This is a genomic window from Roseomonas sp. SRI_022, from assembly GCF_057586215.1.
In genome coordinates this window covers 54,863-76,012 of sequence record NZ_JBYCZL010000019.1, presented here as the reverse complement: position 1 = coordinate 76,012, position 21,150 = coordinate 54,863, and the positions used below count along the sequence as shown (strand labels likewise).

General features: G+C 66.3%; 18 protein-coding genes and 1 riboswitch. Of the genes, 5 read left to right on the top strand and 13 right to left on the bottom strand.

Translation table 11 applies throughout. From position 1 onward, the window contains the following. Positions 1 to 389 precede the first annotated feature (389 nt). Together AC2YHJ_RS18575 and AC2YHJ_RS18570 are read right to left on the bottom strand one after the other, a co-directional pair. Positions 390 to 860 carry a GIY-YIG nuclease family protein gene (locus AC2YHJ_RS18575; RefSeq protein WP_487397609.1) on the bottom strand — a complete coding sequence of 157 codons (471 nt, stop codon included), beginning with the start codon at positions 858 to 860 and terminating at the stop codon, positions 390 to 392. Positions 861 to 1,097: 237 nt separating this feature from the next. Continuing rightward, a complete protein-coding gene (locus AC2YHJ_RS18570) occupies positions 1,098 to 1,637 on the bottom strand; it encodes a DUF4823 domain-containing protein (protein WP_487397583.1) in 540 nt (179 codons plus the stop codon). Between the two features lie 645 nt (positions 1,638 to 2,282). Next, a riboswitch (SAM-I-IV-variant riboswitch) is annotated at positions 2,283 to 2,391 on the top strand. A 457-nt stretch (positions 2,392 to 2,848) separates the two neighbouring features. Between AC2YHJ_RS18570 and AC2YHJ_RS18565 the strand changes: the two genes are divergently transcribed. Beyond that, on the top strand, positions 2,849 to 3,127 hold the full coding sequence (locus tag AC2YHJ_RS18565) for a hypothetical protein (protein ID WP_487397582.1): 279 nt from the start codon (positions 2,849 to 2,851) through the stop codon (positions 3,125 to 3,127). Between the two features lie 413 nt (positions 3,128 to 3,540). Here AC2YHJ_RS18565 and AC2YHJ_RS18560 read toward each other — a convergent pair whose 3' ends face one another. From AC2YHJ_RS18560 to AC2YHJ_RS18540, 5 genes are all read right to left on the bottom strand, one after another. Beyond that, complete coding sequence (locus AC2YHJ_RS18560) at positions 3,541 to 4,320, bottom strand: hypothetical protein (protein ID WP_487397581.1); 780 nt, start codon at positions 4,318 to 4,320, stop codon at positions 3,541 to 3,543. A gap of 1,141 nt (positions 4,321 to 5,461) precedes the next feature. Then, positions 5,462 to 8,992 carry a VapE domain-containing protein gene (locus AC2YHJ_RS18555; RefSeq protein WP_487397580.1) on the bottom strand — a complete coding sequence of 1,177 codons (3,531 nt, stop codon included), beginning with the start codon at positions 8,990 to 8,992 and terminating at the stop codon, positions 5,462 to 5,464. Between the two features lie 84 nt (positions 8,993 to 9,076). After that, complete coding sequence (locus AC2YHJ_RS18550; protein WP_487397579.1) at positions 9,077 to 9,418, bottom strand: MerR family transcriptional regulator; 342 nt, start codon at positions 9,416 to 9,418, stop codon at positions 9,077 to 9,079. A gap of 132 nt (positions 9,419 to 9,550) precedes the next feature. Next, positions 9,551 to 10,222, bottom strand: coding sequence for a hypothetical protein (locus AC2YHJ_RS18545; RefSeq protein ID WP_487397578.1), 672 nt, complete (start codon positions 10,220 to 10,222; stop codon positions 9,551 to 9,553). Continuing rightward, positions 10,219 to 11,481 (bottom strand): tyrosine-type recombinase/integrase, encoded by a 1,263-nt coding sequence (locus AC2YHJ_RS18540; RefSeq protein ID WP_487397577.1) that lies wholly within the window; start codon positions 11,479 to 11,481, stop codon positions 10,219 to 10,221. The genes AC2YHJ_RS18545 and AC2YHJ_RS18540 overlap by 4 nt, the downstream gene beginning before the upstream one ends. Before the next feature lie 1,133 nt (positions 11,482 to 12,614). Between AC2YHJ_RS18540 and AC2YHJ_RS18535 the strand changes: the two genes are divergently transcribed. Continuing rightward, positions 12,615 to 13,001 (top strand): YMGG-like glycine zipper-containing protein, encoded by a 387-nt coding sequence (locus AC2YHJ_RS18535; RefSeq protein WP_487397576.1) that lies wholly within the window; start codon positions 12,615 to 12,617, stop codon positions 12,999 to 13,001. Positions 13,002 to 13,110: 109 nt separating this feature from the next. Here the strand turns inward: AC2YHJ_RS18535 and AC2YHJ_RS18530 are convergent, their stop codons facing one another. Further along, a complete protein-coding gene (locus AC2YHJ_RS18530; protein ID WP_487397575.1) occupies positions 13,111 to 13,392 on the bottom strand; it encodes a ParB N-terminal domain-containing protein in 282 nt (93 codons plus the stop codon). Between AC2YHJ_RS18530 and AC2YHJ_RS18525 the strand changes: the two genes are divergently transcribed. Continuing rightward, positions 13,391 to 14,014 (top strand): hypothetical protein, encoded by a 624-nt coding sequence (locus AC2YHJ_RS18525; protein ID WP_487397574.1) that lies wholly within the window; start codon positions 13,391 to 13,393, stop codon positions 14,012 to 14,014. The genes AC2YHJ_RS18530 and AC2YHJ_RS18525 overlap by 2 nt on opposite strands. A gap of 248 nt (positions 14,015 to 14,262) precedes the next feature. Here AC2YHJ_RS18525 and AC2YHJ_RS18520 read toward each other — a convergent pair whose 3' ends face one another. From AC2YHJ_RS18520 to AC2YHJ_RS18500, 5 genes are all read right to left on the bottom strand, one after another. Next, positions 14,263 to 15,069 carry a substrate-binding domain-containing protein gene (locus tag AC2YHJ_RS18520; protein ID WP_487397573.1) on the bottom strand — a complete coding sequence of 269 codons (807 nt, stop codon included), beginning with the start codon at positions 15,067 to 15,069 and terminating at the stop codon, positions 14,263 to 14,265. A gap of 86 nt (positions 15,070 to 15,155) precedes the next feature. Further along, a complete protein-coding gene (locus tag AC2YHJ_RS18515) occupies positions 15,156 to 15,983 on the bottom strand; it encodes an anti-sigma factor family protein (RefSeq protein WP_487397572.1) in 828 nt (275 codons plus the stop codon). Continuing rightward, positions 15,980 to 16,516, bottom strand: a complete 537-nt coding sequence (locus AC2YHJ_RS18510; RefSeq protein ID WP_487397571.1) for an RNA polymerase sigma factor — start codon at positions 16,514 to 16,516, stop codon at positions 15,980 to 15,982. Before AC2YHJ_RS18510 ends, AC2YHJ_RS18515 begins: the two co-directional genes overlap by 4 nt. 485 nt (positions 16,517 to 17,001) lie before the next feature. Continuing rightward, positions 17,002 to 17,976 (bottom strand): Bug family tripartite tricarboxylate transporter substrate binding protein, encoded by a 975-nt coding sequence (locus AC2YHJ_RS18505; RefSeq protein ID WP_487397570.1) that lies wholly within the window; start codon positions 17,974 to 17,976, stop codon positions 17,002 to 17,004. Then, positions 17,973 to 19,127 (bottom strand): CaiB/BaiF CoA transferase family protein, encoded by a 1,155-nt coding sequence (locus tag AC2YHJ_RS18500; RefSeq protein ID WP_487397569.1) that lies wholly within the window; start codon positions 19,125 to 19,127, stop codon positions 17,973 to 17,975. Before AC2YHJ_RS18500 ends, AC2YHJ_RS18505 begins: the two co-directional genes overlap by 4 nt. A gap of 101 nt (positions 19,128 to 19,228) precedes the next feature. On the opposite strand from AC2YHJ_RS18500, the gene AC2YHJ_RS18495 reads away from it, so the two are divergent. Further along, the gene (locus AC2YHJ_RS18495; protein ID WP_487397568.1) at positions 19,229 to 20,197 is read left to right on the top strand and encodes a LysR family transcriptional regulator; all 969 of its coding nucleotides are present in this window, start codon (positions 19,229 to 19,231) and stop codon (positions 20,195 to 20,197) included. A 93-nt stretch (positions 20,198 to 20,290) separates the two neighbouring features. After that, positions 20,291 to 21,091, top strand: coding sequence for an enoyl-CoA hydratase (locus tag AC2YHJ_RS18490; protein ID WP_487397567.1), 801 nt, complete (start codon positions 20,291 to 20,293; stop codon positions 21,089 to 21,091). Positions 21,092 to 21,150: the final 59 nt, after the last annotated feature.

Below are 21,150 nucleotides of genomic sequence, written 5' to 3'. Positions count from 1 at the left end.
GATCCCGGTAGCACTCCCTCCGCCAGTTTTCTTTCGGCGTCCTGCTCTCCGTCGCACCGACCCACGCGCTGAGTGGCAGGTTCTCTGGGGCTTTCAAGGCAGACCTGATGAACGATGACCGAAAGGCTCGTAGTCGTTGTGCGCCACGCCGAACGCAACGATCAGCGCAAGCCATTTCTTTGAGGTTCTCTGACGTCGATCTCACAGCCACGGGGCGGCGCGGATGGTTGTTTCCGGGCGAGCGTCGTGTCTCTGTTGTCCATGGCCGCTGGCCACTCATGCACGCTCAAGCCGGCAGGAGTGGTCGGAGTGAGAGCGCTGCTGTGGGGCTCCACGCGCCCGGAAGGCTGTCGATGCAGCGAGACAAAGGGACGCACAGAGCGATGTGTTCACGAGCCGCTACGCCGCATGGCGCGTCTGCCTCCTTCAAGTTCAATCAGCACGGGCAGCAGCTTTGCGCGTCCCATGGCTGCCCTGCGAACCTGTTTCAGCAACGAGCAGAAGGGGTGCATGTTAGCCGCAAGGTTGAGGGGTAGTCGGAGTTGGGATAGCAACTCAGCCTCAGCCTTCCATGGATCCGATATTGGGATCGGCGCCACCGTTGCGCGGGCACGCATCCACTCATCCGGACGCTGCTCACCCCGATGACCGAACGTCATCCGTTTGCCGCTGCCGACTCGCCTTAGGTGAATGCCGAGCAAGCAACCCAATGTTCGACGAAGTGTTGACCTCTCTGCATTCCTGAGATGGTCCCTCATGCGTGCGCGGAGATGGCGCTTCTCCCCGTTCTGAGCCGGGCGCCGCGCAGCTGATGGCGCGATCCCGATGTAGAGCAGGTGACCAAACTTTGAATGGCGCATACGCGTCTGTAGGAACTTCAGGCGGCGCCTCGTCGAAGAACCACCCATAGATCCCAGCCAGAGTCGGGATGAGTTCAGGCTTCGTAGTGGAAGCGCCAACGCTGTGATGATCACCGAATTGCCGAAGCCGATGCAGGATTTCCGCGACCATATTCGCTAGCCCGCCGCCTGTTCGATCTGCCCGATGCTACCGCTCATGCGTCGCCTCCTCAGGTGCTATCGAGTTCAAGCACTGAGTCAGAACAAGGACGCAGCGAAGACCCCTGTCGGCGTGGCCAGAAGATCTTGGGGCTTGTCTCCGCCGAGCGTCCACCAGGAACTCCGCCCAGTGATGGCGCTTCGGGTCAAAAGCTGGCCATTAGGCATTTCGAGAACCGAGACGATCACTTCAATCCGGTCGGGCAGGCCGGACCACTCAGTGGCGCGGTCTTCCCAATGGGTAATGAGCGGGAAGACTAGGTAGTCGGCCTGAGCGGCGCGCGCTGCCGCGAAAGCAGCATCCTGAGAGACGGCGGCACCGCCCAAGTCCACGCGTGCTGCATGTTCCATCAATGCCGGTTGGAGGGCGCGTGCGGTGGAATCGCCGGAGCCAGCGTAGGTGGTCTCTCCGTATCGGCCATCCGGCGGCACCGTAACCAAGAACCTGCGATTGCGGTCGAGGCGCGATTGCTGAGCCGTGAGGGTCGTTGCCTGCTGCGCACTGCCGCACCCGGCGACGAGAGCGGCTGCGGCCAGTGGAGCGATGCGACGGGAAAGAAGTTGGACGGGAGCCGGCACTACGTCGAATCCTGATCCGAGACAGGTTCGGCGCAGTATTGCAATGGCGCGCTTGGGAGTGAAGTCGCCGAACCTTGCTCACTACGGCTTTGAGGAGAAGGACCATCGGCGGGCAGAAGTTGCCCAATCAGCGCGCGTGTCGCGCCCCGGTGCACGACCGTGGCAGTGTGCGCGGCAGTCGGACAGAACCGGTGGCCAATCCTCGGCTTCGGTCGGGGTCCAGAGAATTACCGTTCCCGGTTCCCATCGCTGCGCGTTAGGGATTCAAACCGAGAAACCCGACCCCGATGCTCAGCTGCGTTGTCGCGGGGGGGGGGCGGGGGATATGGCTTAGGGCGGCGACTGCGCGGCTTTGTCTGCTCGGAACGGTACGGTACGCAAGCGCCGACGGCCGCATGGCTGCTCAGCATTCACGAAGGTGGTCGATTGGGGGCGCTGGCCACCAACCCTCCACCTGCCCCCAGGGTGATGCCAGCGGGGGGGGGGCTAGAGGCACCGAGCTCGTCATTGAACGAGATCCGGCAGCTTGCGTCGGGCAGTGGCTGGTCTAGGCCGCGCGATAGAGCCGGTACGCCAGAGTCGGCGCGGCCGCAGTTGCCATTGCTTGCTTCCCTTGACGGCATTCGATCAACCCCATAGTGGCCATACCAGCATCAAGAGAGCTCGGGCAGCCTGTCCGCGCCGCCAACCGGCCCTCCGTCCGGTGGCTCCCAGTTCGGGGATGCGGCCCTCTCGGGCAAAGGAGGCTTTCCATGGCCAAGTCGAAAGTCGTCCCGGCACACGTTCGGTGCCTGGATCTTTGGCGCTCTTGTCAGGTGGAGCCAGCAGTCGTCAGCGGGAAAGTCGTATGGCGTGTCGTGGCAACGCGCCCTGAGTCATCGTCCAAGGGTGGCATCTCGGGCTGGCGTGTGGCGCGTGACTTCACGACGCGGATCGAGGCGTGGAGCGCGGTGACGGAGGCGAACAATCCACCGAGGGATAAGCGTGGGCGGATCCGTCCGTGGAGGACTGAGGTGTGGATCCAGACCACGGATGAGATGACCCTGCAGCCGCGCGAAGTGCCCCCGCCACGAACCCGGATGCGGATGCCGAAACCACGATCGGCGTCCGCTGCCAGGCCATCGTGTCCTGAGGTAGAGGCGCTTGGTGTATCCCTGGCCGAGCGCGGCGGCGTGTGGTCATTCACCGGGCTCTGGCGTGGGACCGAGCGCGTGCCGGCTCGCCTGAAGTCCGATCTTTATGGTGCGTTCTGGGATCTGCGAACCGGCATCGGCGGCCGGACGCGCGTTCCGGCCGGGCCGCGATCACGTGTCCAGCGGGAGCTCGGGCTTCACGAGCGCGAGGAGATTGCGCCCGGCGTCGTGAAGACGCGCAGGACGAAAAGCGACGGCGCTGGCTTCGTCATCCGCGCCTGGGTCGCGCGGGCGGGATGCAAGTGGGGGACCGACGCGGTGCCCGTGGATGACGACGCAGCAGACGGCGCGGGGTGATTGGCTGCGGGTAGGGCGGGGGGAGGTCACCGGCTGCTGGTTTCCAGCGCAGGCGGCGCTTGCTCAACCGACGCGAACAGGGAGCGGGCGGATTTTTGGCCGGGGTTCGTTTGGAGATGTCGATCCCCCGCCACTCCACTCGCCCCCCGCCCGGGGCACCCCGGGGGGGGGGGGGGGGATGACGGACCTGCCCTGGGGTCAGCTCCCTCCCTCCAAACCGGGGCTTGGGATCCGCGCGCGGCCGTTCGAGGCGCTGCGTCCTCGCAATGACCGCGATAGAAGGGGGTTAAGCGAGGGGGTTGCGCTCATCATTGCGAAGAACGCCTCAGATATACGCCAATTCGGCGATCTATGTGGCGTCCTGTATGGACGCCTACTGCCTTCTGCGGCGAACTGGGGCCGGAAGCCGGGCTTCAGTCGAGCGGATTGTCCTCGTAGTCCTCGGCGACTTGGTTGTCGTCGACGAACTCGCTCTGCCCTTCGCATGCAACCAGTTCAACGTTCGTCGCCTTGCCGTCGATCACGAGGGATCCATCGGTCGATACCCGGCAGCTGCTCACCACCTCGAGCAGGACGAGCAACTCATCACGCGTCAGACCGTCGAGAGCGGAGACGTGGACGTGATCCATTCGCGTTGGCGCGTAGGTGCCTGCGATCTTCGACACCTCGGACAAGGCGGTTGCAATCGCGCGCCGATCCCGCGCGTTGTGGGCATCCTGGATGAGCTCGTGCAGCACCGCCATGCTCCAGGCTTTCACTCCGTCGCGCCCTGCTCGAGCGAGGTCGATCCTCGGAAGCGGAGTCGGTGGGTCAATGGCGAGGACAGCACTGGGTGCTGTTCGAGACGTGCTGGTGCTGGAAGGTGCCCGCTCTTGCGGGCTCAGCTCCTTGGCAACGACAGCGCGCGAGGGCGACGGAGCGACCTGGGCAACCGCAGCAGCGCGGGCGACCGGCTGCACCACGGGCGGCGCCGGCGGAACCAGCGGCCAGGTCTTCCGAGGCGCAGGACGTGCCGCGGTGACCTGCAGTTCCGCGATGCGCTGCTGCACCTCTGGGCGCTTTGCCATTTGTGCCGCCTTGGACGCGGCTGTCGTACTCGAGAAGCCGGAAGCCCGGCAGGCGGAAGCAGCCGACAGGCCAGACACAAGCAACGATGCAAAGGTCTCCAGGCGTTGATCGTAGAGCGCGGGCATATCCGGCGGGACCCTTCCGTGTGTGGTAATATAATACCACATAGTCGAGCCGCCGAACACAGAGTTCTCGATAACAGTAGGTAGGTGAGTGGGTAGGTGGGTTGGTCCGCGACACCCACCCACCGACGGTCGGGCATGACCGGCGAGACGGGATCGCGCCGCGCTCTGACGGATGGGACGGCGATCTGCCCAGTTCGGCGATCGCATCAATGGTCCGAACTGCCCACAGGTCGGATTATCTCGGCCATTTCGGCTCATTCAACGAGCGGCGCCTTGGCCGACGCGCATATTTTCGGGGCTTTGGGGTGGGTGCCAACGTCCACGTCGGGGAGGCGCGGTGGCAGTCCAGTGCGGACCCACACGGGAAGGGCTGAGACTGTCTGGCTGTCGGAATTGCCGCCCTGAACCGCGGGAGCGCGCGCGCCGCGCGCTTTTCGGTTCCTCATACCGTCGGGCGCCGCGGCAGACACACTGTCGCTGAGGCCGGATTGAGGCCGGACATCGACGATCGGGTGGCCTCAATGTATCCCAAGGAATACCTGGCGTTCAGCTGATTTGAGGCCATGAGGCTGGGAGTATGTTTCACGCATATACGATGGGGGGCGGCAAGTATGACCGTGCTTGTCGCTCTCGCGCGCCCGCCGCGAGGACAGACGCGCGGGGTTTGGGAAACGCAGATCGACCGTGGCCTCAGCCTCAAATAAGGCTGAAACCCCCAGAAAACCTGGCATACGTGATGGAGGGACGCGGCCTCAACTGTGGCCAGGCTCGGCCTCAACCCGGCCCACAGTGTGCTGAAGCAACACGTTGAGGCACGTCAGTGCCGGATTGGGATGGTGCAAGGTCCATTGCGGGGCCGAAGGCTCGCGGAGCAATCGCTGCTCCTGCTGCTCGATTGGCTGCATGCCATGAGGTTGACGCAGGAAGCCGCGCGCCACGCGCCTAGCCTCCCCGAGATGTCAGGATGGAATTCGCCACCAGCACCGCGGAACGCGGCGACCGGCCGATCTGCTTCAATGGAGAGAGGATGCGCTGCTCGCCTTCGGCAACGGTGATGGCGCCGCATGGCCGCTGTCCGTCGCGGCAGCCTCGTCGGCATTGAGGATCTTCGTCCTCAATGGCGATCCATGCAGCGCGATGCTCAGTCCATGGGGCTCTCTTCTTCCTTCTGTCCAGCGACGTTCGCCGGAGCGCCGTAGATCCCCCCGCGCTCCCGCTGTTCAGTCAGCCACCGGCGGAAGCGTCGACCCCTTGCACCCGACTTATCGTCCGCGATCGGGGCATGCTGTCGCATCTGCAGCCCCTGCCTCGAGAGCCACACCCTTTCGTCATAGGCGAAGTCCAGCGCGCCGCCACGCCGGAACTTCAGCCGCACGACGTCCCATCCAAGCGCCACCAGCGCGCGCCTGATGTTCGTCACCGCAAAGGCATCCCTCGCGGGGTCTAGGCCGAACTCCAGCGCCATGTCGTACAGCTTCGATGAGGGCACGACCATCAAAGGTGCGGACCTCCGGTTCCAGGCCGCGATGCGACCTGCCTGCGATAGCTTTGGCGCTTCGCAAACCCAACGCCGAACGGTTTCTTCGAGACCAGTCTTCACACGGCGGTCTTCGGCTGACGCGGACAGAGCATCTCGCAGTTCGCCGTCGGCGCTGTTGTCGGGGGCATCCTGCTCAACCCAGTACCTCTCGCCGGCGCGGTAGCGCGCGACCGCCTCGGCCCAGAGCTGGTCTCTCTCCTCCAGCAGCAGGTCGGTGTCGATCCGCTTCACCTGGACCACGACGAAGCGTCTCGATCCGGTAGAATCCGCAAGAAAGCCACCGCCATCGTCATTGACGGTGCAGACCAGGATACCTCGCCTCACCATCAGTCCAGGCAGACGCCCATAAGGAACGCGGATCCGATCCTGAGGCGTGGTGATGAACTGCTTGATGGCGGTCACGTCCGACCGCTTCAAGGACGCGCCCTCGGAGATGTCGGTGAACCACGCCTGGTGCATGTTCATGAGGTTGTCCTTGTCCGAAAGGTTCCCCGTCACGCTTTCGTTGTGCCACCGGGAGCTTCGCGCGAGGATGCGGATAGCTGCGGACTTGCGCCCGCCCTGATCCCCAGCCAATACCAGCACGGTGTCGAGCCTCGCGGCTTCCATGGCGGTGCTCTCGGCCGGAACCAGCGCGCGTGCGACGGCGCCGATCATCGTCATGGACAATGCCTTCTGACCAACCGGACCGGATTCTGCGCCACCGTGCCGTACGAGCCAACCATCCAGCCTTGGCATTCCATCCCACATGTTCCGCGCCTCCAGACGATGGAGGTAGTCCACAACGGGATCGGCGATTGTCGTGTTCGCCATCCAGCGCACGGCCTCGAGCATGACGTCCTGCGACACCATGACGCCCTGTTCCTGCGCCCAACCGACGGCAGAGTTCGTGATATCGTCTGTCCAGACCCAGACTGGCACATCAGTCAACGGTTCGATGAACGTCGGCTTCAGAGTACCAAGCCGGAGCGCCTTCCACGCCTCGCTCCCGCGCCTGACCCGCGACAGCAGGATGTCGCCCGTCCGGGTGTCGCGCGTTAGCCGAGGGCCATCCTTGGTGGCATCCAGCCGCAGCCCGTTTCGAAGAACGTTTACCGCGTTGTGCTGATTTGACTTCCGCTGGGCGTTGCCGGGGAGCAGCCAGTTCACACGAGGCGCATCATCTGGCTCGGGATCGCCGCCGTACCGTGCAGTGCTCGCGACGCCGCTGACCGCCTCCTGATCATCACTCATGGGCGGCTGACAAACAGGATGCTCGCCCATGGCCCCGCGGCGGGCTTCCTCGGACCTCGTCCGATCCTCGGCAAGGACGAGCCGGATGCGCTCGGCATTCGAGCCCGCTGCCTCCCAGAAGGCGGCGAGCGCGTCCGTGAGACCAAGAACAAGGCCGTCGCGCTCCAGCCCCGAGGTGATAGCGTCCTCAGCCTCAATCAGCGTCATGATCGCATTCAAGTTTAGCAGGCTACCTTGTGCGTCGAGCCCGCCGTCCGCCATCTCGATCCGAAGACTGTGTGTCAGACCCTTCAAATTCTCGATGACGTGCTGTCCAATTTCCCAACCAAAGATATCCCGGCGCGTGACACCGCATCCCGCCAGCGCCTTGTCCACCTCGGCTCGCGTCGCGCTGGGCAGCAGGCGCCAGAACATCTGTCCGATCGCACCGCCAACTGTTTCGACTATTTCGAACCGCGTCGGTTCGGTGCCGAGCGTCCTGGTCAGCAAGGCCACACAATCATCCGCCCGCCGGCGAAGGTCCTCCGCTGACCAGCCGAGCTCGAACCGCCGCCCGCCATGCGCCTGCGAGAAAATCGACGGGCAGCGCCCATCACCACCATCCATCACAGCCACGTTTTTGGTTGCGCCCCGATAGTCAGGCTCGATTGGATCGAGCAACTTTACGCGCCAGCCATCACCGTGCTTGCGAAGAAACTTATCCGGGTTGGCCAGGACATCGGCCACCGGCACAGAGGTGTCAGGGTTCAGCCAAATCAACGCCTCGCCATCGAGCTCCCGCCGCTCCCGGCCCGCGAGGCGGCGGTCTACCTCCGCCGGCGTTGCGCCGCGTGCAAGCAGACGTTGCCGTTCGGGTTCGCGGTGAGCCGCCTTTAGCTTAGTGATCTCCGCGGCCAGCTTTTCCCGCAGGTTGCGTTCGATCTCCTTCAGCCGAACTTCTTCCGCCTCCGTGAGCGCTGGCGGCATCATCGTCGCGATGTTGAGGCGGCCTTGCGCGGGATTGACCAGCACTGGAATGCGCGCGCCTTCCTGTTGCTCCAGCCCTGCGCCAAGCGCGGCAGGGCCGCTGTACCAAATGCGTTCCCCTCTGCCAGAAGCGGCGAGATCGAACAGCGAGCGCACCTCCGTGTCGCCCGCCTTGCTGATGAACAACCAGCCCCACCCGGCAAGAATCAAACGCTGATGGAGGCGCCGAAAGAACTTCACCGCGTTGACACTGCCGTCTCCCGGATCGTCGCAGATCATCCAGACATGGAGCGACCGGCTGTCACGCAACACCGCCTTCGTCTCGGCATCCAGAATGCCGCAGGACGACGACGGCACGACCAGCATCTCCACCGAGCGCAGTGCAGGGCATGCGGCCGTCACAACGGCGATAACCCCTCCGGCGGCCTCCAGACGCGCCTGAAACGTCGCATCAAGAAAGCCCGCGTCATGGTCGCCACCCACGAGGGCCGGTGCACCATCAACATAACCCAGATCGGCCTTCGTCCGGGTGATATGGCGCGCGAGAGCGGCAGCCTTCTCGCCCTTGGCGGCGACGTTGACCATGGCCGCCTTTGTACGGATCCATGCCTCCTCGCCCACATCCGGCTTCACGATCCGACCGGCAACAATGAGGTCACCTTCGCTAAGATCAGCAAGGATCGGCGCGAGATCCGCAATGGCGTCAATTCTTGTCCTGGTCGCCTTGCCGCCCGCGAGCCGGGCGGGCGGAAGTTGCACCAACTCGCCGCCCGCGCTCAGTTCATATGCCTTGCTCTGACGAACCCTGGTGCGAATGACGGTGAACTCGACCGCTTGCCGGCTGCGAGCCGCGCCGCGGTCGGTCGATGCGGAGGGCACGGAGGTTTTTAGGGCGTCACCCCGCTCGGCAGCAGGCGCTTGATCATCGGCCATGGCTTCGCCCCTTCAGCAGCTGCAGCTGTGAGCAAGAATGGAACCTCGCACTTCAATGACGTCCAACACGCAGTCCGAGGACGGTCACGATGATCGCCTCCGGTTGGTAGTTTGCGCGGCGCGAACCATGCGACCGTTCCGAACAGCCGCCTGCACCTCTGCCTGGCGTGTGGCGATGCCTTCGGTAACGACACGATGCAGGTCGGCATAGACAATCAGGGACCGGCGCCCGACCCGGGAGATTCGCAGACGTCCCTTCGCGATAAGGTCGTAGATAGCGGTGCGGGGAATTCCGCTCGTCGCGATCGCGTCCGCGATGGTCAGACTGATCGGCGTGCAGATCTTCCTAGTCGGCCGCGAGAGCTGCCGCGCGTCTTTCGCTTGCGCCGCGGGAATGGCGCTTTCGCGCCGATCGCTGGATGTCATCTTTGCCTCGTTGGATGTCCGAGGCTCAACCATCTAGCCTGAAATTTTGGCCGGTCGGCTGGGCGAGCGGCCAACTTTTTTAGGAGGGTCCGCCGTTATCGGTTCCCGCGATCGCGCACACCCGGAGTTGTGTCAGCTCGGCTGCTTCGCCGCGAGCGCCCGCCGCACCTTGGAGCGAGACCAGCTGTGTTTCCTTCTCGCCCGCTCGTATCTCGCACTGTCGGTGGGGAGGCGCTGCGTCGATTCCAGATTCCAGAATTCCCGGATGCGCTCATATTCCTTCTGCGCCGCCGCCGATCGCTTTGCATTCTTAAGCTCTGCCCCGACCCGGCCTCCGGCGTAGGTCGGCGCCGCCAACGCGTTTGCCGTTGCGCGGATGGTTTCGAGGACGACGTCCTGCAATGCCTGCTCTGGCGTCTTGGTGTTCTGAAGAATGGAGAGGTTTCCACCAACAATCGCCGCATGGATGTCGTCGAGCATATTGTCGAGCCGTGGGTCGTCGCCCAGCAGCAACTTGAGCGAGGCGGGTACGCCTACGAGGCGCAGATGGGTGCGGAGCCAGCGACGTGTTATTGCACGCTCATCATCGACAATCGCCGCTTCGTACGCTTCTTCCTCCGGGGTGTAGTCGTTGGTTTCATTGTCGCCCGCCAGGATCCTATTCGCTTCGGCGCGGAGGACGGTGGGATCGCGGTCGATGTGCTCAACCAAATCCGGAGCGACGCGCTTCACCTGTTCGGGGCTGAACTTGGGTCCCAGGACATCAGCCAGACGAGCCAGAGTACGGCGAGAGACCGCCGTCACGACGCCAGTTCCTTTGCCAAAACAGGCGCAATAAAGGCGCACCAACGGTCAATCACTTCCCGGCGCCGATCCAGCAGATCCGTGCGCGCATACGCCTGCTCGACCGCGCTGCCGATCCTGTGCGCCAGGGACATCTCGGCGAGGTCCCGCGGCACACCATGATCACCGCACCACGACCGGAAGGAGGTGCGGAAGCCGTGCGGCGTGATCCGCGTCTTGTCCTCATCCACCCAACCCAGCCCGCCGCGCTTGGTCGCTAGATCCTGCATCCGCAGGACCACAGCGAGCAGGCTCATGTCGCTGTATGGCGCGCCCTTCGGATTGGGAAACACGAGCCCCCGCGCCGGCTTGTTCCCATCCTCGGGCAGCAGGCTGGTCAGCAACGCAATAGCAGCCGGAGCAAGCGGGATCCTGTGGGCAGTGCGCGCCTTCATGCGCGCTGCCGAAATCTTCCATACGCGAGCCACGAGATCGATCTCGGACCAATCCGCGCCGCGCGCCTCGCCGCTGCGGCAGGCGGTGAGTATACAGAGGTGAAGGCATGTCGCGGCAGCGCCAGGCTGCTGCCGGAGCGCGGTCAGGAAGGCCGGCACGCGCCGCCAGGGAAGGGCAGGGTGGTGCCGCGTCGTGTGAAGCGTGCTCGGCTTCGCCAATAGCGGGCGGAGGCCGCCCTTCCAGGCCGCGGGGTTCGCCCCGCTCATCCAGCGCGCCGCGATGGCGAATTCAAACACTGCCTCCAGCCGGCCGCGCACCTTCTGGGCCAATACCGGGGTCGTCGTCCAAATCGAGGACAGGGTGTCGCGCACATCCTCCAGGGTGATGCCAGCCACCGGACGATCGATGAGTGCAGCGGCGTGCTTTTCGATGGAGGCGCGGAACACCGGTTCCGTCTTCGCGTTCTTCCAGGCGCCCGAGTGCGCGGCGAGGTAGCCAGCCAGCGCGGCGCGCAGGGTCCGCTCTTGCGCCACTGCGGCTGCCGCCTTCGCACCCTGACGAGCAACCACCGGATCCGCGCCGGTGCGGACCTGCTCCTGCGCCGCCTCAGCACGGCGCCTGGCCTCGCCGATGCCCACCTCCGGATATGTCCCGTGCCCAATCTCACGGACCTTGCCGCCCGGTACACGCAGCCGTTGCGCCCACGCGCGTGACCCGCTTTCGCGGACCACCAGGTACAGGCCGGTGCCCTTGCCGTCGTGGTGCTTGCCGGGCTCGAGGAAGCCCCTCAGCCGCGCGTCCGTCAGCCCCTGAACTTTCGCCATCCGTAGCCCCCGTTTCCCGCCCCCGCGCCGAGGGGGTTGCCCCTCGAACTGAGGGGGTTCGACCCCCTCACACGCACCGGCTGCAGTCGGATCGAACCGAACAGAACGGGACGCTGAGGGGGTGCAATGCGAATACTAATTACAGCCAAATGGCCGCTTAGAGAAGCCTCTTCTGGACGGACTGGCACAGAACGGGACGCCAAATCGATCGAGCTTCGCCGAGTAAATGGCATCCGTAGGGGACGCCAATGTTTTCAACAGCTTAGGGCGTATCCAACCGGCAGGGTCCAATGCGGGGTCCAATATCGATTCTGCGTCTCTCGTTGTTTTTGGTTCGTTCTTCTTCGTCCTGCATTAGTCGCCCGATGGATCAGGAATGCCGGCAGGATCGGATCAGGCCGGAACCTCTCCAACGATCTCTCCAACTTCCCATCCTGATCGATCGTGCTCGCGATCGCGCGGTCTATGGCCGGCATTGATCATGTTCCAACGTCCGTGTGCCGATATGCCGGCGGGAACCTAGCCCCACGGGCAGGGTCCAAAACGCCCCCTCGACCTTCGTGGCTTGCACGCCCGGCTACGAGGCGGCCTGTCCCGAAATCGAATTTCCCCGCTGTCGCACGTGGATGCCCCGCGCCGTCGCTGGGCGGCGTTTGCAGGCCTCGCCCCAAATCCTACGCGGCGGGGCTCCAGCCGCAGTGTCAGCCGTGCGGCTCACCCGTACCAGGGCATCGTGAATGGCACTCCAACGTCGCTCGCCGGTGTGATCAACCCGGCGGGCTTCCTTTGTCCTGCCTGGAGTTCTGCGAACCGGCCGGCCGGTTGGCGCACCGGCACCACCGCTACATGCCCTGCGCCCTTGCCCTCCGCTGCGACCGCCCCATCTCTTGCGCGATCTGCGCCGAAGAGCGCCGGAACGCGCCGGCGGCGTCCGACTTGACGGTGATGTCCACCGGTGCCGCTGGCCACGTGCGGCGGCGTACCACCAGATGCCCTGCCGCCAACTGCGCTCACCGCTGGTGATCGTCCCGGCCATCCGATTGCGTCGCTAGGCAACTCCGTTGAACTCGCCGCGTTCATGCCCCGAAGCGTTCCGATTCTAGCCATGGCCAAGGCCGGGCGAGGAGGATGCGATGAAGCGCGAGGCCTGGATTCTTGCAGCGCCCCTTCTAGTCGCGCTGGGAGCCTGCGGCACCAATCGGACCGACAGGGTGACCGGTGGTGCTGCTGCCGGGGCGGCGACGGGTGCGGGCATCGGGGCATTCGGTGGACCGCCTGGCGCGCTGGCCGGGGCCGCTATTGGCGGCGGCGTGGGCGCGATGACCGGGGCGGTCACAGAGTCGCGCGACGTCAACCTCGGCCGACCGCCCTGGAGCAACCCGGAAGTGCGAACGCCGATGGATAGCAACCGGCCTCGCCCCCGCACCAGCAGTCAGCCTCGTGACGAGCGCGACCGCGCCTATATGGGCGGCGGTATGATCGTGGAGCGGCCTCCGCCGGCTCCGTTACCGACACCGTAGTGCGTTGTGCCACAGGCTCGCTATAGGCGCCGGCGGCGCACGGGGATGTCAGACGCTTGGCTTGTCACTATCGCGATTGCGGTCGTCTTCATTTCGGTCTGGCTCGTGTTCATGATTGCAAGGTGAGACGCCAATGCGCGGGGGCGTTGCCGCGCCGCCCGCAGCGCCGCCGCATGCCACCGGGAAACCCCCACCGCTCAACCATCGTCAGTTCCGCGCGGTGCAGGTTCTGTGCGATCTCCCACAACCGCGCATCGGCTTCGACGCCGTCGCAATGGATTGCGTCGATCTGCTCCCAGTCGAGAGCCTGAGCATCTGTGCGACAGGTCATCGCGCGCGGCGCCGCCAGCGGCGAAAATGTGGCCGAAGGGGGTGGAAGGGAGTTCGGCATGCGTGTCGGGTTCGGTGGCAATGCGACGTTCAACAGGGCCTCGCCATCCAGTCACAGGCGCTGCGTCGCGCGGATCGTGGCGGATTACGTCGCCAATGCGCCGTCCCGCCCGGCGCGTATCCTCGATGTCGGCGGTACGGCGCGGGGTTTCTGCGCGGCGGGTATCGATGATCTGCCGGCCGATGCGGTGGTGGTGATCGCCAATCCCGAGCCAGGCGTAGGAGCAGACTACGACTATGTTGCGGACATCCCGGCGGGAGTGGAGGGCTTCGACCTCGCCATGCTGTTCGGCGTGATGATGTACCTGCCGCCCGATGATCTGGTCGGTCTTCTTGGTGATATTCGCCAGAGATTGCGCGGCAGCGGCACGCTGCTGGTGGCCGAGCCCGACCCGGAAGGCGTGATCGGGCGTGTCGAGGTCGTCGCCAAGACGGTCTATTCAGCGGTGAAGAGCCTCTGGAGCCCAACCGAGTTCCATTTCCACACCGCTGCCGATACCCGGCGCATGCTGACCGAGGCTGGCTTCACGCGCATCGACGACCGGCAGGACCTGACTCCGAATGCCATGGGCGTGCTTCCGCCGCCGATCCCGCCCTACTTCGTCATCGCCGCCGGGGCGTGACGGCTCGCCAATAGCTTGCTGGAGAGCGCCCTAAATAAGATCAGCGCCGGCATTCCGGCCCCTTCCGCTTCGTGAAGGCGACACAGGTTCGCTGCAAGTCCGGCAAAGAAGGAGCGTCTCGCAGCGTCCCTGGCAGGCTTCCCGATTCATATGCTGCCGGACTGCTACTGCCCTGGATCAAGACGGGCGTTGAGCGACATCGCGGATTGCGAACCTCCCTACCTTGCGGTCGCCCGCCGGGCCGCGCTTCAGCCGCTCCAGCCGAAACGGTGGAAGGCGGCGCGGCCCTGTTCGCTCAGCAGGAAGGCCTCGAAGCGCCGGACCTCCGGGCGCCCGGCGCCACTGCGCGACAGCACCGAACCGGCCGAGCGCCAGATGCGGAAGGGTTCCTCGATCTCGACGAGCGCGGCGTACTCGGGTGCCGCGAGCTGCCAGTGGTTCCACACCAGCCAGACGTCATAGGCGTCGGGCTTGCTGCGCCATTCCTGCTGCGCGGCGCCGGTGTTCGGCGCGATGGCGACGATGCGCTCGCGCATCGCGCGCAGGAGGCCGATGTCGCCGGTCCGCCCGGCGATGTCCTCGTAGAGCGCAACCTGGCCCGCGCCGGCGGTCGCGAGGATGCGGGCCTCCGCCGGCGCCCGCGAAAGCACGTCGCGCAGCCCGGTGTAGCCGCGCGGATTGCCTGGTCGCACCAGCAGGGCCGAGGGGCGGAGATAAAGCGTCTTGCGCGTGGCGAGGTCGAGCGCGTCGCGGAAGCGCTCGATGAACTCGTCCATCATGTATTCGGCACCGGAGAAGACGAGATCCGCCTCGGTCGCGATGCGGCTGGCCCATTGTGGCGTCGGGCCGGCAACGATCTCGACCGGAGTGCCCTCGGCGGCGCGGAAGGCCTCGGCCGCGACGCGCATGGCTGGGGCCGGGCCGCCCGGGCCGAAGCAGCGGATCGGCGTCGCCGCCTGCGCTCTTGCGAGGCTTGGCAAGGCCGCCGTGGCCAGCAGCAGGGCGCCGCGGGAGAGGAGGAGGCGGCGCCCGGGGGCGGCCTTGGCATGCGTCATCATGGTTTCCTTGCGTGGGGGCCGCGTTGAGCGGGAGCGCGGCACAGATGTGGGACGTCAGCGCGCGGTGGTTATTCCGCACCGCACTACAGGTGGGGCGCTTCTTGCGCCGGCAGCACGGATTGCCGGTGGACCAGTTCCGCCACGCGCAGCAACTGCGCGCGGTCGAGGCCTTCGGCCGCAACGGCATGGCCGAAGCCACGATCTACCCACCAGAAGGCCGAGACGCCCTGGCGCGCATCGCCGGCGAAGCGGAACTCGGTGCCGAGGCCGCCGGCCTCGTCAATCCGCAGATAGACCGAGAGGCGCTGTCCTTCGGCATTCTCGTACATCAACTGCGCCGCAGGCTGGCCCGCCACGCCCGGCAACAGACGCCCGCCGATCAGCGCGTAGCCCAGCGGCGCCAGCGCCGGTGGCCGCAAGGGACGGCCGAGGCGGTTGGACAGCCAGCGGACCAGCAGCGCCTCCTCGGCCGCGCCGATCTCGACCGGGCGGCGTAGGTCGGCGGCGAAGAGGTGATGGGCGGCCAGCGCCTCCCGCACCATCGGCCGCAGTGCTGCGGGCGCCGCGACCGGCGCTGCCTCCGATCGCAGGCCGTTCGCTGTCCAGCCGAGGCCGCCACCGAGGAGGAGGCAGCCCAGCGCCGCGGCGAGGCCGACGTGGAGGCGATGCCGCGCGCGGCGACGCGCATCGACCAGCGTCGCCACGCGCAGCGCCGGCGGTACCGTCTCGGCGAAGCGCGGGCGCAGCGCCGCGCGCAGCGCGTCGCGCTCGGTGGCCATTGCGTGCATCAGCGCGGCGTCCTCGGGGTGGGCAGCGAGCCAGGTATCGATCTCTGCACGGCGGCCGGGCGGCAGGCGGTCGTCGACCCAGGCCTGGCGCTCGGCCTCGTCGAAGGGGGGCTGGGACATCATTTTACCCTCCTCAGTGGCGGGACGGGGGCGGCGTCGCCGTCCATCAGCCGGTGGAGCCGCGCGCGGCCGCGCGCCAGGCGGGACATCACGGTGCCTATCGGCGCGCCGGTCAGCCGCGCCACCTCCTCGTAGGAAAGATCCTCGACGCCGACGAGCAGCAGGGCGGTGCGCTGCTCCTCCGGCAGGGCATCGAGGGCGGCCAGCGCGTCCCGCCAGACCAGGCCGGCCTCGGCGGCATTGCTGCCTGCGGCGGGCAGGTCGGTCGCGGCCTCGATCGGCTCGGCATGCCCGCGGCGCGCGGTGGCGCGGCGCGTGTCGATGAAACGGTTGTAGAGGATGGTGAAGAGCCAGGCCTTGGTCGTGCTCTGCGGGCGGTGCTGGTGCCAGCGGGCAATGGCGCGCTCCAGGCAATCCTGGACCAGGTCGTCGGCTTCCGCAGCGTCGCGCAGCAGCGACCAGGCGAAACGACGCAGCGCCGGGATATGCGGCTCGATCTGCGCGGCCAGTTCGCGCACGGGGTCGTCGCGCCTCATCGCTGGTGGTGCCGGGGGCGGACGCGGACGGTCATGCGGCAGGCTCCTCCTCCGGCCGAGGTGGATCGGACCGGTCATCGTGAGACGTCCCGACTGCGCGTCTATTCCCAGGGGGGTGGCGAATTCCGGGCCGCTGCCCACGCCGAGCCCCTGCTTGATCCGCACCAACGTGCCGGTTCGCCCTGGCGGACGGATTCTGCATCCAGCCCCGGTGCGGAATGCGCGGGCCATGTATGGGCCCAGGCTTCGTTGAGACCCCGTGACGGGAGGCCGTTCCGTATGCCGATCGACGGATTCACACGGCAGAGTCTGGCCGCCAGACGCCTGTCAAGCAAGGACGTGTTGGCGACGCTGACGGACGGAACTGTGCGTCCGGCCGTGCCCGAGGCGTGGCCAAGCGGGCCGCGCCGGGCTACGTCGCACGAACCGGTGAACGCGATCCGCCAGGCTCGCGCGCGCGGCCCGCACCGCTTCCAGCGGACTCGTCAGCCGTCCGACCGCATCCCCGTATCGCGCAGGAACTGCCGCCAGCGGGCGGTTTCCTGGTCCAGGAACTGTGGCAGACGATCCACCGGCGTGATGTAGGCCTCAGCGCCCCGCGCCTCCAGCCGGGCGATGTAGTCACGATCCGTGCTGATCTCGTGAATGGCCTGACGCAGCCTTGTCAGCAGCGGGGCCGGCGTATGGAGAGGCGCATAGACGCAGAGCCAGAGAGAGAACTCGACATCGGGGATCCCGAGCTCTCCCAATGTCGGCACCTCAGGCAGCACCGAGGACCGAGCCGAGGAGGACACCGCCAGCGCGCGCACGGAACCACCCCGGATATGGCTGAGGGAGGTGGTGATGCTGTCGAAGAGGAAATCGATCTGCTCGCCGAGCAGCGCCGTCAGCGCTGTCGCGCTGCCGGTGAAGGGAACCTGCAGGGCACGGAAACCGGCACTGCGCTGGAACATCTCCGTCACCACATGGGGTGAGGAACCTGGACCGAAGGTGCCGAAGCTCAGTTCGTCCGTACGCTGCCGGCCGCGTGCGACCAGCCTTGTGATATCCGCGATGTCCGTGCGCTTGGGTATGACGACCAACACGTTCGGCAGCGCCGCCACCGTGCCCACAGCCGCCAGGTCCTTTGCCGGATCGACGCGCGACCCGGGGATGAGCAGCGGCGTCATGGTATGCGTGCCGAGCGTGCCGATGACGAGGCTGTAGCCATCCGGCTCGGAGGACGCGACCTGCGCATGCCCGATGCTGCCGCCAGCACCGACGCGGTTCTCCACGACGACGGGCTGGCCGAGTGCGTCCTTCAGCTTCTCCGCCACCATGCGGCCGATGAAATCGGCAGGCCCACCAGGGGCGAACGGTGCGACCAGCCGCAAGGGACGCGTCGGCCAATCCTGCGCATGGGTTGCTGGGGCTGCCAGAGTCGCAAGGCCGGCAGCCAGGGCAGTACGGCGGGTGATCACGTCAGGGCTTCCTCCGGCTGTGAGCTTTGCACCGGAGCGAATTCCCGCCGGATGAGCTCATCATGTTCGCCCACCGACGGCACGTGCCGGGTGGGGATTGTCGTGCCTGCCGGCGTTCCAGGCGGAACCAGCATCTTCAGGCGGCCCTCCGCGAGCATGACGTCCATGAAGCGGGCCTGGGGATGCTCGGCGAGTTCGGGCAGCCCGTTCATCCGGGCATAGGCAATGCGACCTTCTTCGCAGCGCTGGATCAGCGTGTCGCGCGGCAGATCGCGAAAGATCGCTGTGATCTCGGAATCCGGCGCTGCGCGGTTCGCGGCGCGGAGCGTCGTGGTCGCGAAACGCGCATCCTTCGCCATGTCCGGCCGCAGCAGCACTGTCGCGCAGAAGCGTTCCCACTCGCCTTCGTTCTGCACCGCGACGAACAGCGTCCCGTCGGCACAGCGATACGCGCCATAGGGCGTGATCGTCGGGTGATGCAGCCCCGTGCGCTCCTGCGCGTATCCGCCATAGGCCCACTGCAGGTAGGGGACATTCATCCAATCGGCGATGCAATCGAACATGGAGATGCGGATGGGGCGGCCGCGCCCCGTGCGATGACGCGCGTGGAGCGCCTGCAGGATCGCCTGATAGGCATACATCCCCGTGGTTATGTCCACGATCGAGATGCCGACGCGTGCCGCCGCCTCCGCCGTGCCGGTGACACTGCACAGGCCGGATTCAGCCTGCACCAGCAGGTCGTAGGCCTTCATGTCGCGGTATGGCCCTTCGGCGCCGTAGCCGCTGATCGAGCAGGTGATGAGTCGAGGATTGCGACGGATCAGTTCCTCGTCGCCAAGGCCATAGCGTTCCGCGGCGCCGGGGGAAAGGTTCTGAATGAACACATCCGCCCTCTCCAGCATGCGCAGTAGCAGATCACGGTCCGTGGCATCGCGCAGTCCGACCGTCATGGCCTCCTTGCCGTGATTGAGCCACGAGAAGTAGGCGCTCTGGCCCAGCGCGTAGCGGTCATAGCGCCGGGCGAAATCGCCTTCGCGCCGCTCGACCTTGATGACCCGGGCACCTGCGAGCGCAAGACGGCATGACGCGAAGGGCGCGGCAATGGCTTGCTCCAACGAGACTACCAGAAGGCCATCGAGGTCGCCGGTCATACACAACTTCCTTTTGGAGCAATGAATGAACGGCGCGCTTGTGCAGGGGTGGTGTGGTTCCTACAAGATCGTTGAGGATATGGTTCCCATAGGAAATCGCTATGAGTGGCCTCGACGCGCGGGCGCTCCGCTACTTTGTCGGTATTGTCACGGAGGGATCCATCACGCGGGCTGCAGAGCAGCTCAACGTCGCGCAACCCGCCCTGAGCCTGCAGGTGAAGAAGCTTGAAGCGGTGCTGGGGACGGAACTCCTCCACCGCACGGCCCGCGGCGTAACGCCGACCGAGGCCGGCCTTCGGCTCCTGGACTACGCCAGGGACATCCTGAAGCTGATGGAGGCTGCGCGCGAGGAATTGCGCAGCGCGGCGTCCGAGCCAATCGGTGATGTGAGCCTGGGCCTGCCGCAATCCGTCTCGATGGTATTGACCGTGCCGCTAGCGGAAATGGTGCTGGCGACGATGCCGAAGGTCCGCCTGCGCGTGGTCGAGGCGATGACCGGATACATCCCGGGTTGGCTCCGGTCGGGGCACCTCGACCTCGGGATGCTGTTTCGCAGCGGCGATGCGGCAGGTCTCGTGACGCGGCGCTTCCTGGACGAAAGCCTCTATGTCGTCGGCCCACCCGGCGCCTTTCCGGTCTCGGGGCGCAAGGGCGCGCGCCGCTGCGGCAGCGTGCCCTTCTCGGCCCTCGGGGGCCTGCCACTGATAGCGCCGGGGAGGCCGCACGGCCTGCGGGACCTGGTGGATGACGCGGCGCGCAGCCAGGGCGTCGAACTGCACGCGATCGTCGAGGTGGATGCCATCGTGCCGATGCTGGAGCTCACGGCGCGGGGTGTCGGCTATTGCGTGCTGTCATACGCCGTGGTGCGGGGCGCGATCGAGGAAGGGCGCGTCTCGGCTGCAAGGCTCGTCGATCCGCCGATCCGACGTTCCGTCTACATCTGCCGCGCGGCCGATGCGCCAATCTCGCGCGCTTCGCGGGAAGTGGAGGCGCTTGCCTGCCGCCTGATGGCGGACCTGGTCACCAGCGGTCTGTGGTCGGCGGACCTTGCGGGCGATGCCACCCCATAGCGTTGGCTTATGACCGCCAGCTAAAGCCTGTCTTTGTCCTCGCCTGCCCGTCCGACGCATCGTGCCGACCGATCCTTTTCGGAGACGAGAGTCATGGGGCAGGGCTATGACGGCCGCGTGGACGTGCGCATTGAGCAGCGTGGCGATCGTGGCGTGGTTGCGTATGTCACGATCGAGAACTCGGCCAAGCTCAACACGCTGAACAGCGGCCTGATGGACGCGTTCGCGGATGCCATCCGCGACCTCGGCCGGCGCCAGGATCTGCGTGTCGTTGTCGTCACCGGCGGCGGCGAGAAGGCGTTCATTGGCGGCGCGGACATCCGCGAACTGGCGGAACTCGATCCGATCGTCGGCAAGGCCTTCATCGAGAAGGTCCACGCCACCTGCCGCGTCCTGCGCGAACTGCCGGTTCCGGTGATCGGCCGCATTCAGGGCTACGCTCTGGGCGCGGGGCTCGAAGTGGCCGCGGCCTGTGACCTCCGCATCGCAGCGGACAAGGCGGTGTTCGGCATGCCGGAGGTGTGCATCGGCATTCCTTCCGTCGTGGAGGCCGCCCTGCTGCCCGGCCTGATCGGGTGGGGACGCACCCGGCAGATGCTGATGCTGGGCGAGAATATCGGCGCGGGCGAGGCGCTGGAATGGGGCCTCGTCGAACGCGTGGTCCCGATGGCGGAGCTGGACGCGGCCGTCGAGCAGTGGGTCGCGAAGCTGGTCGCGAATGGCCAGAATGCCCTCACGGTCCAGAAGAAGCTGATCCTGGATTGGGAGATCCTGCCGATGGACCAGGCGATTGCCGCCGGCATTCCCGCCCTGGCCGGCTCCTTCACCAGTGACGAGCCGAAGGCCTTCATGAAGGCATTCCTCGAGCGGCCGCGGCGGCGGGCCGTTGCGTAGCGTTCTTCCTGTGCAGTGGCGCCGGGTGGCCGGCCGGGCGCGATACGCCGTGGCGCGGT

Bases quoted from the DNA above. Each gene is read 5' to 3' on its own strand.
- AC2YHJ_RS18500 (WP_487397569.1), bottom strand. From the start codon at position 19,127: ATGACCGGCGACCTCGATGGCCTTCTGGTAGTCTCGTTGGAGCAAGCC.
- AC2YHJ_RS18510 (WP_487397571.1), bottom strand. From the start codon at position 16,516: ATGAGGCGCGACGACCCCGTGCGCGAACTGGCCGCGCAGATCGAGCCG.
- AC2YHJ_RS18525 (WP_487397574.1), top strand. From the start codon at position 13,391: ATGCGTGTCGGGTTCGGTGGCAATGCGACGTTCAACAGGGCCTCGCCA.
- AC2YHJ_RS18515 (WP_487397572.1), bottom strand. From the start codon at position 15,983: ATGATGTCCCAGCCCCCCTTCGACGAGGCCGAGCGCCAGGCCTGGGTC.
- AC2YHJ_RS18520 (WP_487397573.1), bottom strand. From the start codon at position 15,069: ATGACGCATGCCAAGGCCGCCCCCGGGCGCCGCCTCCTCCTCTCCCGC.
- AC2YHJ_RS18540 (WP_487397577.1), bottom strand. From the start codon at position 11,481: ATGGCGAAAGTTCAGGGGCTGACGGACGCGCGGCTGAGGGGCTTCCTC.
- AC2YHJ_RS18495 (WP_487397568.1), top strand. From the start codon at position 19,229: ATGAGTGGCCTCGACGCGCGGGCGCTCCGCTACTTTGTCGGTATTGTC.
- AC2YHJ_RS18560 (WP_487397581.1), bottom strand. From the start codon at position 4,320: ATGCCCGCGCTCTACGATCAACGCCTGGAGACCTTTGCATCGTTGCTT.
- AC2YHJ_RS18555 (WP_487397580.1), bottom strand. From the start codon at position 8,992: ATGGCCGATGATCAAGCGCCTGCTGCCGAGCGGGGTGACGCCCTAAAA.
- AC2YHJ_RS18535 (WP_487397576.1), top strand. From the start codon at position 12,615: ATGAAGCGCGAGGCCTGGATTCTTGCAGCGCCCCTTCTAGTCGCGCTG.
- AC2YHJ_RS18550 (WP_487397579.1), bottom strand. From the start codon at position 9,418: ATGACATCCAGCGATCGGCGCGAAAGCGCCATTCCCGCGGCGCAAGCG.
- AC2YHJ_RS18575 (WP_487397609.1), bottom strand. From the start codon at position 860: ATGCGCCATTCAAAGTTTGGTCACCTGCTCTACATCGGGATCGCGCCA.
- AC2YHJ_RS18530 (WP_487397575.1), bottom strand. From the start codon at position 13,392: ATGCCGAACTCCCTTCCACCCCCTTCGGCCACATTTTCGCCGCTGGCG.
- AC2YHJ_RS18490 (WP_487397567.1), top strand. From the start codon at position 20,291: ATGGGGCAGGGCTATGACGGCCGCGTGGACGTGCGCATTGAGCAGCGT.